We start from the raw sequence: 19,073 nt of genomic DNA on the forward strand, positions 1-19,073 counted from the left end.
CGAAAGGGTTGATTCGGGCGTATCGGCCAGCCGTAGCCGAGATTGCGTGTTCTCAACCCTCCGATAACTCACCTAACGTTATTAAAACGTCCAGTAAGAGGACGTCTGATCCTCTAAGGCGTTTTCATAAGCCGGTCAGCGCCACTCGCAGATGAAGGCCGCGCGGTGCGGGACACGGCGTCGGCGTACCGATCCGGGTCGGTGAGCAGGTCGCGGGCGAGCGCAGCGACCTCCTCGGCACGCCGTGCGGACATCCTCTCTTGCTACCGGCGTCCCGGGCACCGGCGATCACCCGGAACAGTGAAGCGGGTACGGACGTAACTCCTGCACGTCTTCACCCCGTCATCGACACGAATCGCGCACATTCGTTGCCTAGGCTCGCCGCCATGATTCGTTCGGCTCGCTCGTGAGAGCGCCGCACCGCCCGGACAACCCGACGGCCGAGTTCGTGCGCCTCGAGATCGCCGAGGTCCGGCGGCGGGCGTTGCTGGTCGCGGCGGCCTGGTGGTTGGCCGGGGCGGTGAGCTATCTGCTGGTCGCGTACTCGGCCGACGGGCCGCCGCCCGGGTGCAGCGGGCTCGGATGCCTCAGTGACCGGGGCGTCCTGCTGGGCCTGGGCATGCTGCTCGCGCTGCCGGCGGTGCTGCTGGTGATTCCCGTGTCCGTGGCGGTCGTCGTCGTCCTCTCCCGGTCGGCCCGGTCGGGGCTCGTGCTGGGAACGCAGGTCGCCGCGGGCGGGGCCGGGACCCTGCTGACGTCGGCGATGGCCGCCGTCCTGACGTTCGGGTGACGTCCTCAGCGTGCCCACAGCGGTTCCTGTGAATGCTGGGGTCGTGATGATCTTGATCGCCGGTTCGCACCTGACTGTCGCCGAGACCGCTGTCGTGCTGGGTTCCGCGGTGCTGGTGGCGGCCCGGTGGCTGCCGTCCGCCGGCCGGCGCGTCACCGCTCTGGTCGCGGCCCTCGTGGTCGTCGCCGGGGCGGTGTTCACGCTGCCGGTGCCTCGCTGGCAGATCCTGCTGGTGCTGGTGGCCGACTTGCTCGCCGGCGCGGTGTGGCTGCTGAAACGCCGGTGGATCGCGCTGCTCGGCGCGCTGCTCGCCGGGGCGCTGGTGCTCGGCGGCACGGTGGTGGCCTGGGCGCTGCCGGTGCCGGTCTTCCCGCGGTTGTCGGGGCCGTCCGCGGTCGGCACGACGGTGGTGCAGTGGACCGACCCGGCCCGCGACCAGGGCCGTACCGTCGTCGTGCAGTTGTGGTACCCGGCGCAGCCGGTCGCCGGGGACGCCCCGCGGGCGCAGTACCTGGGCCGCACCCGCCGCGAGGCGGACATCGTCGCCGACGCGGAAGCCGCGTACCTCGGGGCGCCGGGCTTCGTGCTCGACGGGCCGGCTCGCGCCCACACGCACGCGGTGTTCGAGGCGACGGCGGCGGCCGGCCGTTTCCCGGTGGTGCTGTTCTCTCCCGGGCTCGGCGGGGTGCGGACCCAGAACACGGCGTGGGCCGAGGAGCTGGCCAGCCGCGGTTACGTCGTGGCCGGGGTCGACCACCTGTACGACTCGGCCGCGGTGGTGCTCGCCGACGGTCGTACCGTGAAGACCCGCATCGCCTCGAGCGGGAACCGCGCCGAGGACGACCGGCGGCGGATCTCGTGGACCTCGGTGCGGGCGGCGGACCTCAGTTTCGTCCTCACCCGGCTGACCCGTCTCGATTCGGGTCCGCTGGCCGGGCGGCTCGACACCTCCCGCGCGGCGGCGACCGGTCACTCCCTCGGCGGGGCCGCCGCCATGCGCGCGGCCGAGCTGGATCCACGGTTCACCTCGGTGATCAACCTGGACGGCGGGCTCAACGCCGACCAGGGCCCGTCGAAGCAGCCCACCCTGGTCCTGACCCACGAGGTCCGCGACCGGGCGGACGCCGACTTCGTCGCCCGCGTCACCGAGGTGCTCGACGGCGGCAGCGCGACCGGGTACCGGCTCAGCGTTCCGGGCAGCGCGCACTTGAGCTTCACCGATGCGCCGCTCTTCCTGCCGCCGGTGCCGTCGGTGGTGGGTTCTCTCGGCCCGGCCTCGAGCCTGCACATGACCGTGGAGACCACCGCCGCCTTCCTCGACGCGACGCTGAACGGCAGGGCCGCGGACCTCCCCGCGACGCTCGCGAAATACGGCACCCTGTCGGTCCACGCCGATTGAGAGCGCCGGGTCCCGGCTGGCTGTCATGGGCGTTGTCAGGGACGAACAATGCCCATGACGACCAGCCGGGCGAGCGGGTCGTGCCCGGCCGTGGTCAGGCGGTGGTGATCGCGCCGGTGAGGTGGGGGCGCTTCGAGGCGACGGCGAAGTCCCGGCCCGCGCCGGTCGGAGTCGAGGTGAAGCGGACCGTCGACGGCAGCAGGATCGGCTGTTTGAAGGCCACTTCCACGGTGTACGCCGGAGCCAGCCGACCTTCGAGCGCGGCCAGGCAGCGCGCCTTGGTCCACATGCCGTGGGCGATCTGCCGCGGGAATCCGAACAGTCTCGCGCCGAGGCGGGACGTGTGGATCGGGTTGCGGTCGGCGGAGACGGCCGCGTAGTCCGGGCCGGTGCGGGCGGGGAGCCGCCAGACCGCGCCACCGGACGGCACCGGCTCGGTCTCCCGCGGAGCCGAGGCCGAAGGCGACGACGGGGTGGGTTCCTTGCGCAGATATGTCGAGACGCCGCGCCACACCTCTTCCCCGTCGACCGAGGCCGTCGCCAGCATGTCGAACTGCCGGCCGCGCGGATGCGACCGCAGGTCCACGGCCCGCACGGTCAGGTCGAGGCGGCTGGAGGCGTCGATCGGCCGGTGCACGGTGATCCGGTTGGCGACGTGGACCAGGCCGATCATCGGGAGCGGGAACTCCGCCGCCGACATGAGTCGCACGGCCAGGGGAAAGGCCAGGACATGTGGGTACGTCGCGGGCAGCGCATCGGTCAGCCGGAACCCGCACACCCGGTCGTAGCGGGCCAGGTGCTCGCGGGACACGGTGACGCCACGGTGCACCAGCTCCACGTCCGGCAGCGACGTGCCGGGCCGGCGCAGCAGTCCGAGGGCGGCTTTCGCGTACGCCGCACCGGTCCCCGGCCCTTCGGTCAGCTCGACCACCGCCACCACGTCAGGCTCCCAGCAGGCTCTGGCCGCACACCCGTACGACGTTGCCGGTGATCGTCGACGAGCCGGGCGACGCGAACCACGCGATCGTCTCGGCCACGTCGATCGGCAGGCCGCCCTGGGACATGCTGTTGAGCCGCCGGCCGGCCTCGCGCAGGCCGAGCGGCATCTTCGCGGTCATCGCCGTCTCGATGAAGCCGGGCGCCACCGCGTTGAACGTGATGTCGTGGTCGAGCAGCGCGGGCGCGGTCGACCGGACGAGCCCGATCACGCCGGCCTTGCTGGTGGCGTAGTTGGTCTGGCCGCGGTTGCCGGCGATCCCGGCGATCGAGGCGACGCCGACGATGCGGCCGCCGGGCTTGATCAGGCGGCGTTCGAGGAGCAGGTCGTTGACGCGCTCGGGCGCGGTCAGGTTGACACTGATCACCGAGTCCCACCGGCTCTCGTCCATCTTGAAGATGGTCTTGTCGCGGGTGATGCCGGCGTTGTGCACGACGATGTCGACGCCACCGTGCGGGCCCGCCGCCAGGTACCCGGCGAGGCGCTCGGGCGCGTCGGCGGCGGTCAGGTCCAGTTGCAGCGCCCGTCCGCGGGCCTTGTTGGCGACGTCGGCGAGCGCGTCTCCGGCAGCGGGCACGTCGAGGGCGATCACCTCGGCGCCGTCGCGGGCGAGGACACCGGCGATCGACGCGCCGATGCCCCGGGCCGCGCCGGTGACCAGGGCGAGTTTGCCGGCGAGCGGCTTCTCCCAGTCGGCCGGGGCGGTCACGGCACCCGCGCCGATGCGGATGACCTGGCCGGACACGTACGCCGAGCGGCCGCTGAGCAGGAACCGCAGGGTCGACTCGACGGCCTGCTCGCCGCCGGGCGCGACGTACACCAGCTGGGCCGTCACGCCGCGGCCGAACTCCTTGCCGATGCTGCGGGTGAGACCTTCGAGGCTCCGCTGCGCGGTCGCCTCTTTCGGGTCCGCGGTGGCTTCCGGTGGCGTGCCCAGCACGATCACGCGGCCGGAGACGTTCAGGCTCCGCGCGTACGGGTGAAAGAAGTCGAAAAGACTGCGAAGCCCCGTCGAGTCGGCGATGCCGGTGGCGTCGAAAATCAGCGCCGAGTACTCGGCGTTGTCGGCGCCGGTCTCCGTGACCTGCACCCCGGCGCTCTCCAGCAGTTTGCCGACGGGCTCGGCCAGCCGGCCGCCGGGTGCCGCGCCGAGCAGCACCGGACCGGGCGCGACGGGGTCGCCCGGGCGGTAGCGTCGCAACCGGGGCGGGTCGGGCAGCCCGAGACGCTTGACCACGGTCCGGCCGAGACCGGAGTTGGCGAAGTTCGCGTACCTGTCAGCCATGCGAGTACCCTACCGGTCAGTAGCTTCGATGACGTCAATGTATGGAGGATCGCCGTGCCGACCGTGCGCCGCGTCGCCGTCCTGGGCGGCAACCGTATCCCGTTCGCCCGGTCGAACAGCAAGTATGCCGCCGCCTCGAACCAGGACATGCTGACCGCCGCGCTGGACGGGCTGATCGCCCGGTTCGGCCTGGCCGGCGAGCGTCTCGGCGAGGTGGTGGCCGGTGCGGTGCTCAAGCACTCGCGGGACTTCAACCTGACCCGCGAGGTGGTGCTCGGCTCGCGCCTCGACCCGCGCACCCCGGCGTACGACATCCAGCAGGCCTGCGGCACCGGCCTGGAAGCCGCCGTCCTGGTCGCCAACAAGATCGCGCTCGGGCAGATCGACGCGGGCGTCGCGGGCGGTGTGGACACCACGTCGGACGCGCCGCTGCAGGTCAACGAGGACATGCGCCAGGCGCTGCTGGAACTGAACCGGGCGAGGACTCTCGGGCAGCGGCTCAAGGCCGTCGCCAAGTTGCGCCCGCAGCAGGCGCTGCAGCCGGAGATCCCCCGCAACGCCGAGCCGCGCACCGGGCTGTCGATGGGCGAGCACGCCGCGATCACCGCGCTGAAGTGGAACGTGAGCCGCGAGGCGCAGGACGAGTTGGCGCTGGCGTCGCATCAGCGCCTGGCCACGGCGTACGGCGAAGGCTTTTTCGACGATCTGCTGACGCCCTATCTGGGACTGACCCGGGATCAGAACCTGCGGCCGGACAGTTCGCTGGAGAAGCTGGCGACTCTCAAGCCGGTGTACGGCAAGGAGGGCGCGACGATGACGGCGGGCAACTCGACGCCGCTGACCGACGGCGCGTCCACGGTCCTGCTGGCCTCCGAGGAGTGGGCCGCCGCGCACTCGCTGCCGGTGCTGGCGTATTTCGCGGACTCCGAGGCGGCCGCGGTCGACTACGTGCACGGCGACGAGGGGCTGCTGATGGCCCCGGCGTACGCGGTGCCCCGCATGCTCGCCCGCAACGGCCTCACCCTGCAGGACTTCGACTACTACGAGATCCACGAGGCGTTCGCGTCGCAGGTCCTGGCCACGCTGGCCGCGTGGGAGTCGCCGCAGTTCGGCAAGGAGAAGCTGGGTCTGGACGGGCCGCTCGGCTCGATCGACCGCACCAAGCTGAACGTCAACGGTTCGTCGCTGGCCGCCGGGCACCCGTTCGCGGCGACCGGTGGCCGCATCGTGGCGACACTGGCCAAACTGCTGGCGCAGAAGGGCTCGGGCCGCGGCCTGATCTCCATCTGCGCCGCCGGCGGTCAGGGCGTCGTCGCCATTCTGGAACGCTGACCGAGCCGCGCCCTCGCGGGAGGGCGCGGCTTCTTGAAACGGTCAGGCGGTGCAGGTCGCGTGGGCGGAGGGGAGCCGAGCCGGCCCCCTGGAAGCCGAAACTGGTGCTGCCACCGGCCGGGACGCTGCCGTTGCAGCTGACGTTGCTGAACGTCACCGCGCCGCTCGCGCCGCCGGCCGTGGTGCGCCACGAGGTGGTGATCGCGGCCCCGGGCGGCAGCGTGACGCGGACCTTCCAGCCGGTGAGGAGAGCGTGCGTTCGTCCTGCCCCCATTGCCTCACCCGGATCCCCCGCGGCACGCTGAACAACACCGAGGCAGTGGAAAACCCCGGGGGGTTGTGATGGGGGTTACCCGCGCTTAGGGTTACTGGCGAGTTAGGTAGGCGTAACGCCGGAAGAGAATGGGCACCGCTGTGGAGTTCTGGCTCGATCTCAACGAGGAACAATCGGACCTGCGCGACTGGGTGCACGGCTTCGCCGAGCAGGTCATCCGCCCGGCCGCCGCCGAGTGGGACGAGCGCGAGGAAACACCCTGGCCGGTCCTGCAGGAGGCCGCCAAGATCGGTCTCTACGGGTTCGAGTTCCTGATCAACGCCTGGTCCGACAACAGTGGCCTCTCCCTGCCGATCGCCAACGAGGAGCTCTTCTGGGGCGACGGCGGCATCGGTATGGCGATCTCGGGCACGTCGCTGGCGGTCGCCGCGATCTACGGGTCGGGCACGCCGGAGCAGCTCGTCGAGTGGGTGCCGCAGTGTTTCGGGGATGCCGACGACCCGAAGGTCGCCGCGTTCTGCTCGACCGAGCCGGAGGCGGGTTCCGACGTCGCCTCGATGAAGTCACGTGCGGTCTACCACGAGGCCACCGACGAGTGGGTGCTGACCGGCCAGAAGGCGTATGCGACGAACGGCGGCATCGCCGACGTCCACGTCGTCACCGCCAGTGTGGACCCGTCGCTGGGTTCGCGCGGGCAGGCCGCGTTCGTCGTCCCGCCCGGCACGAAAGGGCTGGCCGGCACGAAGAAGCTGAAGAAGCTCGGCCTGCGGGCCTCGCACACCGCGGACGTCTTCCTCGACGACGTACGCATTCCGGGCAGTTGCCTGCTCGGCGGCAAGGAAGCCCTCGACGAGCGCCTGGAACGGGCCCGTAACGCCGCGCCGAAGAACAAGAATGCCGCCATGCGGACGTTCGAACTGTCCCGCCCGGCCGTCGGTGCCCAGGCGATCGGCATCGCCCGCGCCGCCTACGAGTACGCGCTGGAATACGCGAAGAACCGCGTCGCCTTCGGCCGTCCCATCATCGAGAACCAGGCGATCGCATTCGCGCTGGCCGACATGAAGACGGAGATCGACGCCGCCCGGCTCCTGGTCTGGCGGGCCGCCTGGATGGGGCGTAACGACAAGCCGTTCACCGCCGGCGAGGGCTCGATGTCGAAACTGAAAGCGGGCGAGGTGGCGGTCGCGGTCACCGAGAAAGCGGTGCAGATCCTCGGTGGCGCGGGCTATCTGCGCGAGCACCCGGTGGAGCGGATGTTCCGGGACGCGAAGATCTACACGATTTTCGAGGGCACCTCGGAGATCCAGCGCCTGGTCATTTCCCGCGCCATCTCCGGCATGCAGATCCGCTGACATGGACGCGCTTTTCGTCGGCGGCACGATGCTGCGGCGCGGGCTGCTGAATCCGGGGAATCCGGTGCGGATCGTGCGGCAGTTCGCGGCGCTCGGCCGCTGGGGATTCGGGCTCGCCGGCGAACTGCGCCAGGCCGCCTCCCGCAGCCCGCGGCGGATCGCGGTCATCGACGATCGGCGCGAGATCACGTACGCGCAATTGTTGAACCGTGCGGAGAAGCTGGCCCGCAGCCTTCCGGCGGCGCCGGGGGAAAGGGTCGGTCTGTTGTGCCGAAATTCGGCGCGCATGATCGAGGCGCTGATCGGCACGACCACGCTCGGCGCCGATCCGGTGCTGATGAACACCGGCCTGTCGGCGAGTCAACTGGCCACGGTCGCGAAGGATCAGGGCCTGCGGGCGCTGATTTTCGACGACGAGTTCGCCGAGCGGGTCGCGCTGGTCGACGGTGTGGAGAAGATCGGCGAATCCCGTTTCGAGGAGTTGATCGCGCAGGCGCCCGCGGCCCGTTCGACGCCGCCGGAACGCCCGGGCCGCACCATTGTGCTCACCTCGGGAACCACCGGCGTGCCGAAAGGCGCCCGCCGTCCGACACCGGGCGGTTTCCGGCCGCTCTGCTCGGTGATCGACCAGATTCCGCTGCGCGCTCAGGACCGCGTGCTGATCGCCGCCCCGCTCTTCCACACCTGGGGATTCGCCGGGCTGCAGATCGCGCTGGCCCTGCGCGCGACGATCGTGTTGCGCCGCAAGTTCGACCCGGCCGCCGTTCTCGGCGACCTCACCGACCATTCCTGCAGCGCGATGATCGCGGTTCCGGTGATGGTGCAACAGTTCATGGAATTGCCGGAACCGGCCCGGAAACCGGCGCTGCGTGCGGTCGCGGTCAGCGGTTCGGCCCTGCCGGGCGGCCTGGCGACCCGCTTCATGGACCGTTACGGCGATGTCCTCTACAACCTCTACGGTTCGACCGAGGCATCGTGGGCGTCGATCGCCACCCCGGCCGATCTGCGATTCGCGCCGAACACCGCCGGAAGACCCCCCTACGGTACGCGGATAGCCGTGCTCGACCCCGCCGGGAAACCGGTCCCGCAGGGCGAGGTGGGCCGGCTGTTCGTCGGCAACGAAATGCTCTTCGAGGGTTACACGAACGGCGCCTCGAAAACGATGCACGAAGGTCTGCTGGCGACCGGCGACCTCGGGCACGTCGACGCCGAGGGCCGCGTCTACGTCGACGGCCGCGAGGACGACATGATCGTCTCCGGTGGCGAGAACGTGTACCCCGGCGAGGTCGCCGACCTGCTCGCCGACCTGCCGCAGGTGCGGGACGTCGCGGTGATCGGCGTGCCGGACGAGGAGTACGGCCAGCGGCTCGCCGCCTACCTGGTCCTGCGCGACGGCGAGACGCTCGCCCCGGAAACGGTCCGCGACCACGTGCGGCAGCATCGCGCGCGCTTCTGCGTGCCCCGCGACGTGGTCTTCCTGGACGCGCTCCCCCGCAACGCCACCGGCAAGGTCGTCACCCGGCAACTCCCCCGCTGAGCGCACGGCCGGCTGCACCGCCCGCGAAGCGGTGGCCGGCACGATCGCACCCGGCTAATCTGCCGGGAACGCGGGAGGATTCGATGAAGGCTGAGACAACCCGGCTGCGGGCCGACGCCCAGCGCAACCGCGACCACATCGTGGCCGTGGCCCGGGCGGTGTTCGCCGAGATCGGCCCGGGTGCGCCGATGGACGAGATCGCCCGGCGGGCCGGGGTCGGCGTCGGCACGCTCTACCGCCGCTTCCCCGACCGGGGGACACTGCTGCGCGCGGTGGCGCTGGAGAGCCTCTCGGGCGTCCTGGCCGACGCCCACGCCGCGATCAACGAGGAGCCGGCCGCCTGGGATGCCCTTGCGCGGGTCGTCCGCCGGGCCGTCGACCTGCGGTTCAGCACGCACGTGACCATGATGGACGAGCACGCCCGGCAGGCCCTCAAGGAGGCACCCGACTTCCGGCACACCCGCGCCGCGGTGCTCGACCTGGTCGAGCAGCTGGTCGAGCGGGCCCAGGCGGAAGGCTCGATGCGGTCCGACGTCGGGGCCGGTGACGTGCTGGCGGTGGTGTCGCTGCTGCTCAAGCCGCCACCGAGCCGTTCCGCGGAGATGTCCGACCTGCTGATGCGCCGCTGCTTGAGCCTGGTCCTGGACGGCCTGCACTCCGGCGGGCAGAGCCGGCTCCCCGGCGAGCCGGTCAGCGTGACCGACCTTCATCTGGATTCCTGACGAATCACCGTCGAGTCTGGACGATTGTCCGGATTCAGAGCTATTCTCGGCGACGAATCGGAGGATTTCTTTCCGCTTAGGCTCGACTGCAATCGATGGAGGTTCCCGGTGACCGCTCCCCTCCTGCAGACCACCCGCCGCTGCCCGTACGCGCCCCCGGACGAGCACGCCCGCATCCGCGACACCGCATCCGGGATCTCCCGGGTCACCCTGCCCAGTGGCCAGGTCGCCTGGGCGCTGAGCCGGCTGGAGCACATCCGCGCCATGCTCACCGATCCGCGGTTCAGCTCCGATCGCCAGCACCCGAACTTTCCCCGGTTCACCCGCGAGCAGCCCGCCTTCGGCCTCATGCGGCCCTCGATCATCCAGCTGGACCCGCCTGAGCACGGTCCGGCCCGCAAGGCCGTCGTCGGTGAGTTCACCGTGCGCCGCATGGCCGCCCTCCGCCCCCGCATCCAGCAGATCGTCGACGACCACATCGACACCATGCTGGCCGGCCGGCGCCCCGCCGACCTCGTCCGAGCCCTCTCCCTGCCGGTGCCGTCCCTGGTCATCTGCGAACAGCTCGGCGTGCCCTACCACGACCACGAGTTCTTCCAGATTCGCAGCTCAGCCCTGCTCAGCCGGACCGTCACCGCCGAGGGCCGGCGGCAGGCAGCCACGGAGATCCGCGATTATCTCGAAGCGCTCATCGCCGAGAAGGCCGCCGGCCCGGCCGACGACCTGCTGGGCCGTCAGCTCGCCCAGGGCAACGACCCGGAGGACGTCCTGTCGCTGGCCTTCCTGCTGCTGATCGCCGGCCACGAGACGACCGCCAACATGATCTCGCTCGGCGTGGTGACCCTGCTCGAACGCCCGGAGGAACTGGCAGCGCTGCGCGACGACCCCACGCGGACCCTCCCCGCGATCGAGGAGTTGCTGCGGGTCTACACCATCGCCGAGTTCGCCAACTCCCGCGTCGCCGTCGAGGACGTGGAGTTCGACGGCGTGACCATCCGGGCCGGTGACCCCGTCCTGGCACTGAGCAACGCCGCCAACCACGACCCGTCGGCCTTCGACGAGGCCGACGAGATCAAACTCGACCGCGGCGCCCGGAACCACGTCGCTTTCGGGTTCGGCATTCACCAGTGCCTCGGCCAGAACCTGGCTCGCATGGAACTGCAGATCGTCTTCGACACCCTCTTCCGCCGCATTCCGACACTGCGGCTCGCCACACCCGCCGACGAACTGCCCTACAAGGACGACGCCTTCATCTACGGCATCCACGAGGTCCCCGTGACCTGGGAGGACCCGGTATGACCACCATCGTGGCGGACGTCGGCCGCTGCGTCGGATCGGGCCAGTGCGTCCTGACCGACCCCGACGCTTTCGACCAGAGCGAGGAGGACGGCACGGTCGTCCTCCTGCAGGACACCCCGGCGGACGACGAGGCCTTGAAGCGGGCACGGACCGCCGTCGACATCTGCCCGAGCCGGGCCCTTTCCCTCGCGGAGTAACCGCGAGCGGTCACCGGTGACCTCGGAATGAGACCGGCCACGAACTGCGGCACATCCTCCGGCAGCGGCGTCAGGCACGGCCCGCTGACGCATCGTCGGGCTGCCGGAAGGGGAAGCGGCGTACGACGTTTCCCCAGATCGACGCGGCGAGAACGGAGCCGGCCAGCAGCACGATGCTGCCGGCGACGTCGAGGACGTAGTGGTTCCCCGTGGTGAGCACGGTCGCCGCCATCAGCACGGGGAACAACCAGGACAACAGAGCCGCACGCGGACACGTGCCGCGGAGCGCGGTCCATACGGCGTACGCACACCACAGCGACCAGCCCACGTGCAGGCTGGGCATGGCCGTGAGGTGGCTGGGATGGATCCAGTTCTGCCGAGCGGCCGGGCCCACGATGTCGTGCCTGGCGACGATGTCGACGACGCCCGGCAGAGCGAAGCGCGGCGGCGACACCGGCACGGCCCGATGGACGGGCAGGACGAGCACCGTCATGGCGAGCATCGTCCGGCGGACCTGGCGGTAGACGCCGGGACGCCGGATGAATACCCACAGCAGCACGCCGGCGATCACCGCGTAGTACAGCCGGTACACATACACGGCCAGATGATCGAGGACCGGATTCCCGGACAGCCAGCGGTTCGCGGCCAACTCGATGTCGATGTGCAGGGTGTGCTCCACGGCTCGGAGGTCCCGCGCGTTGGCAGCGGCGGCCGCGAAGTCCTTGCCGACCGCCGCGTCGAGACGCGTGAACAGCAGCAACCAGACCAGGAGAAAAGCCAGTTCGACGAGCGCGCCAGGGCGCCGGCCACGCCGCGCGAGCCCGGTTGCCCAGACGCGCGCGATCCCGCCTGTCGCGGGCTTTGCGCCGGCCTCGGCGACCGGGGCAGGTCGTGGATGTCCGCTGTGCCCCGACGCATTCACGCGGTCACCATAGCCAGCCGGGCTCGGGGGCGGAGTCACCGAACCGGCACGGTCTCCCCGGACGTTACTGATCGGCCACGAGAGTGCCGTCGTCAGCCACGGGGCCGGCTGGTGGCCGGAAGGCGGGCCTGGTGAGGACCGGGCCCGCCTTTCGTCGTCTCACCTGGTCGGGATCAGCGGCGGAGGGTCAGCAGAGCGGGCCGGTACGGCAGGAGGCCGTAGTCACCGCTCGAGTTCGTGGCGCGCCCCTGGTACAGCAGCTGCAAGTTGCACGGGTCGATCGTGTTCGTCTGATCCGCGCTGGTGCGTAGCAGTTCGCCGTGGCTGATGTCGTTGGTCCAGGTGGCACCGCTGTTGGCCTTGCCCGCGAACGGGTTGTTGTAGGTCGCCGCGTTCGGGGTCCAGGTGCCGCTCAGGCTGGTCGCCGTGAACGAGCGGAAGTAGCGCTCCCAGGAACTGGTCCTGGCCTCGACGATCATCAGGTACTGCTCGCGGCCCTGCACCTTGTAGACCTGCGGCGCCTCGAACAGGTTTTCCGAGGTGTCGCTCATGATCGTCGTGTAGCTGGAGCCGAAGCTGCCCGGGAAGTTCGCGATCGGCATGATCTGACGGTAGATCTTGCCGTTGTCGCCGGCGAAGAACAGGTACATGTTCTGGCTGTCACCGATGATCGTCTGGTCGATCACGCCGGTGCCGGAGCCGGTGATCGTCGCGGTCGACAGGGGCTGCGGGGCCGACCAGCCGTTGGCGTTGGCCGGATTGGTCGACGTGCGGTACGAGAACGATGTCGGACCCCACTGGTGGGCGAGAACCCAGATGTTCTTCGGGGCGAAGTAGAACAGCGACGGCGCGACGGCGCCCTGGCTCATGGCGTTCTGGCCGGCCGAGCCGAGCTGGTCGAGGTTGTCGACGAGACCGAAGTTCATCGAGCCCCAGCCGCCATTGGCGCTGCTGCTGTGGGTGGTGGCATACACCAGCTGCTTGCCCTGGTAGGGGGCGATGCTGAAGTCCTTGAGCGACGCCCAGCCGGACTTCGGCTGCGCCAGCGGGCCGGTCGACGACCAGCGGTAGGACGTGGGCAGCGCGCAGGAGGCCGGCGGGCTCGACGGCGGCGGCGAGCTCGGGGAGATCGGCGGCTCCGAGGAGGGGGTGACCGGCGGGGTGGTGGTCGACTGTCCGGTGCAGGCCACGCCGTTGAGGGCGAAGTCGGACGGGATCGGGTTGCGGTCGTTCGACGAGCCGTTGAAGCCGAACGACACCTCGCCGTTCGTGCCGATGGAGCCGTTGTAGCTGACGTTCTTGGCCGTGACGGAGGGACCGTTCTGGGTCAGCGAGGTGTTCCACGACTGGGTCACGGTCTGCCCGGCATCGTATGTCCAGGTCAGCGTCCAGCTGCTCAGCGCGTCGCCGAGGTTCTTGACGGATACGGCGGCACCGAACCCGCCCTGCCACTGCGAGGCGATGGTGTAGTTGACCGAACAGCCCGCTGCGGCGGCACTGGCCGGCATCGTCACCGCCAGCGCAGCCGATCCCAGCAGCGCGGCGCCGGCCGAGGCCAGAGCGGCATTCATTCGTCTGGATCTGTTCACAGATTCTCTCCTGAGCGAAGGCGGTGGCTCTCAGCTCCGAGCAGACCGCGTTGTTAGCGCTAACAAACGTTACTTGCATGTTACGGGAGCGCTCCCAAACCTTCAACGCCAGATTTGGATGTATCGATGTTGATGTAGCTGTGCCGGGCATCTGCCCACCACCTCTCCGGCAACGAAGCGGCCCGGCCGAGCACACGACATCGACGCACTGTTCCCGGCACCACAAGACGCCGGTCGCAGGCCGGATCTCTCCTACGCCAAAGGTGACGGGTCCTGACAGTGAAGTTGGTCGCCCGCATGGACTCGGTGTCCTGGGGCCGGTTCCGTCGTTGGCGTAGACGAGTCAGACCCCCCGATAGCAAGGATGTGAAATGAGCGGTTGGCAGAGTTCCCTCGAAGGCGGCAGCGGATGTCTCGACCTCGGTCGCGGTCTGTTCGGCGGCGGGGACCAGGGCTTCGGCCACGGGCAGCAGCACAACGGAGGATGGGGCGGCGCCGATGACTGCGGCGACGGCGGCCAGGCCGGCGGCGGCGACCACGGCTGGGGCGGTGACCACGGCTGGGGCGGTCCCGGCGGCGACCCGGGCCGGGGCGGCTTCGACGACTGCGACCCGGGCCGGGGCAGCTTCGACGACTGCGACCCGGGCCGGGGCGGCGGCAGTCCGATGGGCCACGACCACCACATGATCCCGTTCTGCCACTGACGACGTGCGCTGACAGCCGGCGGCAACGGGCCGCCGGCTGCCGGCCGGGCACCGGCACCTGACGGAGGCTGCGATGACCGTGCGGAGCGACCTGAGCATTCAGGACGACCTTCTGGACGTGGTCGAGAAGGTGCTGCAGGGAGCCGCCGCCAACGTACGCCCCGATCTGGAACGCCGGATGCGGCTGGCCGCCGCGGAGCTCGCCGACGGGCACCCCACGATGATCATCGCGGAAGCGGTGATGCACGCTCTGCAGCAGCTGGAAGTCGAGCTTCGGAGCCGGCGTGCGGCGATGGCCGACCCCCGTCACCGGGCGCGCCTCGCCGCCGAGGCGCGTGACGACGAGGCCCGCCTGCGCGCGTTCCAGGCACAAGCCGGCAAATGGCCACGGGCACTCAGCGACGCGTTGGCGGCGACCATGTCGGACATCGAGTTCGCCGTGCACAACTGGTTGCGGGCCCTGCTCGACGAGGGCACCGCGGTGATCGAGTCACAGGGTCTGGCCGGCGCCGACCTCGACCGCTGGCTGCGACAGCGCCTCGTGGCCGAGACCGAGGCGGTACATCGGGCGTTGCGCGTGGCCGCGCGCGAGATCGGCGAGCGGGTCGCCGCCTCGATCGGGGTGAGCGAGGCGGTGCCGCCGGCGCATCTCGACCTCGAAGCGCCGGCGGAGTTGGTCGCCCACATCCGCCGCGGCCCACGGATACTGTCCGAGCGGCAGACGATGGCCACCCGGCTGATCGGCGTCCTCATGCCGGCCTACAGCGGCATCATGATCGCCCTCATCGTTCCCCGGTTCCTCGGCCTCGCGATGCCGTACTGGCTGTCCACGGCCGTCGCGGCGTCCGGCGCGATCGCCCTCGGCGGGACCGCCCTCGCCGGGGAGAAGCAGCGGCAACGCAGCCGGCGCAACAGCGAGAGCGCCGCCGAGCTGAGGTCGCTGATCGACACCTTCCGGATGGCTGTCGGCAAGCGGGCACGCGACGGGATCCGCGCGATCGAGTGGCAGATGCAGGCCGGGTTGAGCGAGGCGGTGACGAACCAGTCCCAGCGGCTGCTCGCAGTCGCCGAGGCGTCGCGACGTTCGGCTCAGGCGGGTGAGCAGCCGGAACGGGCCTTGGCCGCCATCGATCTCGACCTCGCCCTCATCGGTGAGCTGCGAGAACGAACCCGACGACTCAGCCGTCCCCGCCGGCCGCTGCCCGCACGCGATGAGCCGACGGAGACACTCGACGCAGCACTACCGCCGGCTGGTTCACCATCGCCAGGCACCTGACGACCCCGGCGTAGGCGCTCCGGACCGGCCGGGGCCGGCGAGCTGCCGTTGCTTGCCGATCTGCTGGATCGTGACGGCTCTGCCCTCGAGGTCACGGCGGCCGGCTCGGCGCGGCACCGCCACCTCGGTCAACCGTGGCAGCCGGGCGGCCCGGCCCGGGTCCCGGTCCAGGTTCAGGGCCCGGACCAGGGTGAGGGCGGTGCGGGCCGGCGGGGCCACGCGGCCGCGGCGACGGAAGATCCATGCCGGCGGACGTAGCAACCGGCGTCGCGCCGCGGCCCGCCTCCCGTGGCGGTGGTCCACGGCGCACGACGCCATGACAGCCGGCCCGGGACGTCGCTCAGGCGCCGTTCTTCTTCGCGGCCCGGCGGTGATAGGCCTGCAGGTCGGCGAACCAGCGTGGCTGCTGCCAGTCGCCGCCGCCCCGGTCGACCGGACAGCCGGCGTTGTGCAGCCGCTCGGCGACCTTGTTCCGCCACTCCGCGGACGAGTCGACGGTCACGTAGTTCAGGCCCGCCAGGTCGGTGGTGCGACGCAAACCCCCGGCCTCGAGGATGACCGTGGCGTCCGGAAGCGCCGCCAGCGCCATTCCCAGCTCGAGGTAGACGTTCGGACGGGCCTGGCAACCGGCCTCGCGATCCACGGCAGCGTCCGAGCCGTTGCGCAGATCCGGATGCAGTCGCACGACGTCGTCCGGCGTCAGCAGGGCCACCACCGCCTGCGCCTCGCGCACCGCTCGGTCCACCACCTCGGCCAGCGAGGGCGCGCCCTTGCCGGTGGCCCGGACCAGGTGCTCCCATTCCTGTGGCTCGAGACGAAGCGCGCGCAGGAATGCGAAGAGCGCGTCGCGGGCCTCGATGTCGCGCCCGTGGATGACGAACACCGTCCGCGGATCCACAGCCAGTCGCCGGTGCCGGCCCGATCTCGCCGGTTCAGCGATTTCCTGCGTGATGTCATCACCCGCTCTGCCCTTGCCGATGACCCCTTTCTCGGCCTTGAACCTCTTGACGTTGATGTCCTGTCCCATTGCGCCGCCTCCCGAATCAGCTTCCGGTGTCGCCCTTCGCGGTTTTCACGGTGTCGCCTGCCTTGCCCTTGCCGATCACGACGTTGTCGGCGCTGAGACGGTCGATCGCGATCTTCTGTTTGGTGATGACCGTACTGATCTCCTCCCCCAGCGACGACGTGTCGATGTCGTTGGCGCGCAGATATCCGGCCAGCCCGTTGCGCAATTCCTGCATCAGGAAGTGGATCGTGCGGTTGATGTCCTGGACGGCATTCGGGTGGACGACGCGTACCCCCTCGGCCAGGCTCTCCCGGACCGAGCAGAATGCGCCGTGGCTCACCACCTGCTCATGCCGGAGCCGGTATCGCACGGTCCAGGCGGCGCGGCGGCGGCGAAGGACCTGGCGCAGATCCGTGAGAGGCCACAGGAAGCAATGGAGCGAGGTGCGCCACACCTGGGTCGCGCCCAGCCTGACCGCCGCGGTCGCGTGTGTCCACCAGTCACGGGGCATCTCCGCGATCAGCGGGCAGCCGCTGAGATCCATCATCGGGAGCATCAGCATCTCGGTGTGCAGGATCAGGTTCGTCTCGGTCAGGTCCGCACGGATGAACAACGTCAGGATGATCTTCTCGTTCCAGTTGACGACCGGCACCTGGAAGCACTGGTACGTCCGCAGGCTCGCCGTCGGGCCGGTCAGACCGGCGAGCACCTCGTCCAGCGGTAGCCAGCTCACCGGACGTCCGCCGGCCTCGGACAGCAGGTTCTTGCCTCTCAGGTTCCGGCCGTCCACGTACATGCGATAACCGGTCCATGCCCCGGGCAGATCCTTGGTCAGCGCGATCTCCTCCAGGCTCCGGTGCAGGGACATCAGGTCGATGGTCTGCGACTTCTTCACCTTTCCGTTCCTGGTCTGGCGGCCTTTGGAGACATCGATGCTGATCTCGAAGTCACCCACCGAGAAGCCACTCCCGACGAAGGTGTTCTTCAGGGAGTCCTCTCGCCAGTTGTCGAGGTCGTAGGCGATGACTCGCGCATGCGGATCCTCGGACGGCCACGCCGACTCGGCAACGTCGCTGAGGGCCGCCAGCCACGTCTCCCGCTTGGTCGACAGGGCCGGCGCCTGGTCGTGCGGGAACAGCGGGGTGACCCCGTCCGGGAGCCCACCGGTCAGCGCCGCGCGAACCCGCCGCACCACCACGAAGGCATCGACGAGAGCGATGGCCAGGACGATCAGTAGCAGAGCCAGCGCGACCACCAGGTCGCCTCGGCGGAGTGCCTGGACGAGCCAGTAGCCGGAGGCCAGGAGACCGAACAGGGCTACGACGAGGACACGCCGGCCGGTGGTCTTCTTCCCCCACATCGACCGCAGCGTCTTCCACACGGTTCCCTTCCTCCGGCGCACGATCCGGTGGAACACCACGGCCGCGACGACCCAGGCCACCGCGGTGGCGACGGCGGGCAGGTCGCCGCGGCTCCACCACCGCAGCACGAGCAGCGCGACGATGCCGAGAAGCGCCACGCCGAGGACCGCGTCGCGCAGGCGCTGCCAGCGACGCGCCCGCCAGGCGTGCCGGATGACCGTCGTCGTGTCCACGCCGTAGTTCGGGCCCCAGGCGCGATGCCGCTGCCCCAGGAACAGGCTGAGCACGAAGCCGCGGAGCTCGGCGTCGAGGTTCATCGCAGCGCACAGCTGACGTGTCGGCAATGTCGTGACCGGCAGGCGTGGTGCCGGCGGCCGGACGGTGATCCCACCGCCGGGCTCGTCCTCGTCCTCGTGCGTCATCGGAGCACCACCTCGTCGGGCGGGTTGAGAGGAATCAGCTCGGCGGCGGCCGGCACCCGCAGTTGCCGCCGAGCCGCGCGATAGAAGTCGAAAAGGGCGCCGAGCAGGCGCTCGCGCGGGGTCAGCGAGGGATGGTCGGCGGCCCGCGGGTCGGTCCCGGTCGCGGTTTCCACCTGCAGCGCCCAGGCGTGCCGCACGACTCTGCGGGCGGCGAGCTGGACCGCTTCGTCGCCCAGGATCCGGACCTCGGCCATCAGCACCTGCAGGCGGCTGTGTTCGCGGCGGGTCGCCTCGGGGACGTCCGGGATCTCCGGGTCGTGGTGTTCCGTGAGATCGAGAATGGTGCGGGCGCAGGCCGCGAAGTCCGCACATGTTCTCTGGATAGCTGAATCCCAGCGGGTGTCGAGTGCCGCCCTGTTCCGCATTCTCTCGATCATCGCGGTGGGCACGGCACCGGCGACCGCCCCGATCATGATCGGAATCAGGACCGCCGCGTCCTGCAGCCAGCCCACGATCATTTCCATTGTCGCCTGCCGATGTTGATACTGGCCATACGGTATCGCCTCCCCGGCGTGCCGGAACAATTCCGGTCTCGCTCCTCAAGGAAAT

The 19,073-nt window shown here is 70.2% G+C and carries 18 protein-coding genes and 1 pseudogene; 10 read left to right on the forward strand and 9 right to left on the reverse strand.

Annotated elements, in window-relative coordinates; all coding sequences use genetic code 11:
* Positions 1-406: 406 nt before the first annotated feature.
* On the forward strand, positions 407-790 hold the full coding sequence (locus ACH442_RS29810; protein ID WP_396341433.1) for a hypothetical protein: 384 nt from the start codon (positions 407-409) through the stop codon (positions 788-790).
* Between the two features lie 46 nt (positions 791-836).
* The gene (locus tag ACH442_RS29815; RefSeq protein WP_396341613.1) at positions 837-2,189 is read left to right on the forward strand and encodes an alpha/beta hydrolase family protein; all 1,353 of its coding nucleotides are present in this window, start codon (positions 837-839) and stop codon (positions 2,187-2,189) included.
* Positions 2,190-2,283: 94 nt separating this feature from the next.
* Here the strand turns inward: ACH442_RS29815 and ACH442_RS29820 are convergent, their stop codons facing one another.
* Complete coding sequence (locus ACH442_RS29820) at positions 2,284-3,129, reverse strand: MaoC/PaaZ C-terminal domain-containing protein (RefSeq protein ID WP_396341434.1); 846 nt, start codon at positions 3,127-3,129, stop codon at positions 2,284-2,286.
* Position 3,130: 1 nt separating this feature from the next.
* Positions 3,131-4,471: a 3-oxoacyl-ACP reductase gene (locus tag ACH442_RS29825; protein WP_396341435.1), complete on the reverse strand. Its 1,341-nt coding sequence runs from the start codon at positions 4,469-4,471 to the stop codon at positions 3,131-3,133.
* 54 nt (positions 4,472-4,525) lie between these two features.
* Here ACH442_RS29825 and ACH442_RS29830 point away from each other — a divergent pair, with 54 nt between their 5' ends.
* Positions 4,526-5,803, forward strand: coding sequence for an acetyl-CoA C-acetyltransferase (locus tag ACH442_RS29830; RefSeq protein WP_396341436.1), 1,278 nt, complete (start codon positions 4,526-4,528; stop codon positions 5,801-5,803).
* Positions 5,804-5,888: 85 nt separating this feature from the next.
* On the opposite strand, the pseudogene ACH442_RS29835 reads toward ACH442_RS29830, so the two are convergent.
* Positions 5,889-6,077 (reverse strand): annotated as a pseudogene (locus ACH442_RS29835) (cellulose binding domain-containing protein); the annotation flags it as partial.
* Between the two features lie 128 nt (positions 6,078-6,205).
* On the opposite strand from ACH442_RS29835, the gene ACH442_RS29840 reads away from it, so the two are divergent.
* The 5 genes from ACH442_RS29840 (at position 6,206) to ACH442_RS29860 (ending at position 11,184) form a co-directional block, all read left to right on the forward strand.
* Entirely contained in the window at positions 6,206-7,429 is a 1,224-nt protein-coding gene (locus ACH442_RS29840; RefSeq protein WP_396341437.1) for an acyl-CoA dehydrogenase family protein, read from the forward strand.
* 1 nt (position 7,430) lies between these two features.
* Positions 7,431-8,966: an AMP-binding protein gene (locus ACH442_RS29845; RefSeq protein ID WP_396341438.1), complete on the forward strand. Its 1,536-nt coding sequence runs from the start codon at positions 7,431-7,433 to the stop codon at positions 8,964-8,966.
* Between the two features lie 83 nt (positions 8,967-9,049).
* The gene (locus tag ACH442_RS29850) at positions 9,050-9,688 is read left to right on the forward strand and encodes a TetR/AcrR family transcriptional regulator (protein ID WP_396341439.1); all 639 of its coding nucleotides are present in this window, start codon (positions 9,050-9,052) and stop codon (positions 9,686-9,688) included.
* Between the two features lie 108 nt (positions 9,689-9,796).
* On the forward strand, positions 9,797-10,987 hold the full coding sequence (locus ACH442_RS29855; RefSeq protein WP_396341440.1) for a cytochrome P450: 1,191 nt from the start codon (positions 9,797-9,799) through the stop codon (positions 10,985-10,987).
* Positions 10,984-11,184, forward strand: coding sequence for a ferredoxin (locus ACH442_RS29860; protein WP_396341441.1), 201 nt, complete (start codon positions 10,984-10,986; stop codon positions 11,182-11,184). The genes ACH442_RS29855 and ACH442_RS29860 overlap by 4 nt, the downstream gene beginning before the upstream one ends.
* 70 nt (positions 11,185-11,254) lie before the next feature.
* Here the strand turns inward: ACH442_RS29860 and ACH442_RS29865 are convergent, their stop codons facing one another.
* On the reverse strand, positions 11,255-12,106 hold the full coding sequence (locus ACH442_RS29865) for a phosphatase PAP2 family protein (protein WP_396341442.1): 852 nt from the start codon (positions 12,104-12,106) through the stop codon (positions 11,255-11,257).
* A gap of 173 nt (positions 12,107-12,279) precedes the next feature.
* Positions 12,280-13,677, reverse strand: coding sequence for a non-reducing end alpha-L-arabinofuranosidase family hydrolase (locus ACH442_RS29870; protein ID WP_396341443.1), 1,398 nt, complete (start codon positions 13,675-13,677; stop codon positions 12,280-12,282).
* Positions 13,678-14,066: 389 nt separating this feature from the next.
* Here ACH442_RS29870 and ACH442_RS29875 point away from each other — a divergent pair, with 389 nt between their 5' ends.
* The gene (locus ACH442_RS29875) at positions 14,067-14,399 is read left to right on the forward strand and encodes a hypothetical protein (RefSeq protein ID WP_396341444.1); all 333 of its coding nucleotides are present in this window, start codon (positions 14,067-14,069) and stop codon (positions 14,397-14,399) included.
* Positions 14,400-14,472: 73 nt separating this feature from the next.
* Entirely contained in the window at positions 14,473-15,675 is a 1,203-nt protein-coding gene (locus tag ACH442_RS29880) for a hypothetical protein (protein ID WP_396341445.1), read from the forward strand.
* Here ACH442_RS29880 and ACH442_RS29885 read toward each other — a convergent pair.
* From ACH442_RS29885 to ACH442_RS29900, 4 genes are all read right to left on the reverse strand, one after another.
* Entirely contained in the window at positions 15,655-15,894 is a 240-nt protein-coding gene (locus ACH442_RS29885; protein WP_396341446.1) for a hypothetical protein, read from the reverse strand. The two genes, ACH442_RS29880 and ACH442_RS29885, sit on opposite strands and share 21 nt — an antisense overlap.
* 121 nt (positions 15,895-16,015) lie before the next feature.
* Positions 16,016-16,702, reverse strand: coding sequence for a TIR domain-containing protein (locus ACH442_RS29890; protein ID WP_396341447.1), 687 nt, complete (start codon positions 16,700-16,702; stop codon positions 16,016-16,018).
* A 16-nt stretch (positions 16,703-16,718) separates the two neighbouring features.
* On the reverse strand, positions 16,719-18,464 hold the full coding sequence (locus ACH442_RS29895) for a hypothetical protein (RefSeq protein WP_396341448.1): 1,746 nt from the start codon (positions 18,462-18,464) through the stop codon (positions 16,719-16,721).
* Positions 18,461-18,988, reverse strand: a complete 528-nt coding sequence (locus ACH442_RS29900; protein ID WP_396341449.1) for a hypothetical protein — start codon at positions 18,986-18,988, stop codon at positions 18,461-18,463. The genes ACH442_RS29895 and ACH442_RS29900 overlap by 4 nt, the downstream gene beginning before the upstream one ends.
* Between the last annotated feature and the right edge of the window lie 85 nt (positions 18,989-19,073).

Origin of the sequence: Actinoplanes sp. NPDC020271 (assembly GCF_044388125.1) — a bacterium.
Lineage (GTDB): Bacteria > Actinomycetota > Actinomycetes > Mycobacteriales > Micromonosporaceae > Actinoplanes.